This window comes from Rhodococcus sp. APC 3903, from assembly GCF_030407755.1.
GTDB lineage: Bacteria > Actinomycetota > Actinomycetes > Mycobacteriales > Mycobacteriaceae > Rhodococcus_F > Rhodococcus_F erythropolis.
On record NZ_JASDCV010000103.1, the window covers coordinates 1 to 590 of the forward strand.

The following is a 590-nucleotide window of genomic DNA, read 5'->3' on the forward strand; positions in this document are numbered from 1 at the left end:
CTTCGAGTTGGGTGGTAATTCGCTCAATGCGACCAGACTTGTCAGCCGCATCAACGCAGACCGAGGCACTGACATACCGCTGCGGGCCATCTTCGACTCGCCGACGGTAGCCGAACTTGCTGCGGTTCTCGACGCCTCATCATCCTCGAGTAGGCCGGCCCTGACAGCCCGGGTACGCCCGTCGGCGGTCCCGTTGTCACCGGCTCAGTCCCGGATGTGGTTCCTCAACCGCTTCGAACCTGAGTCGTCGGCATACAACATGCCAGTGGTCCTTCGCCTCTCCGGCGCCCTCGACGTATCGGCGCTTGGTGCGGCAGTGGGTGATCTGGTGCTGCGCCACGAAGTTCTCCGGACGGTCTACCCTGAAGTGGACGGCATCGGTTTCCAGAGAATTCTCTCGCCGGATGACGCGGCCGTGGACCTGACGATCGAGTATGTGTCCGAAAGTGCTCTCTTCGTACGAGTTTCCGAAGTCCTCGGCGCAACTTTCGACGTCACGTCCGAAATTCCCATGCGAGCTCATCTGTTCCAGCTCGACGAGTTCGAGTACGTCCTGGCGATGACGGTGCATCACATTGCGGGTGACGGTT

General features: G+C 60.7%; 1 protein-coding gene. It reads left to right on the forward strand.

What is annotated here, in order from left to right; translation table 11 throughout:
• Positions 1-590: condensation domain-containing protein (locus QMA15_RS32720; protein WP_290289392.1), on the forward strand; the 590-nt coding region annotated here is incomplete at both ends.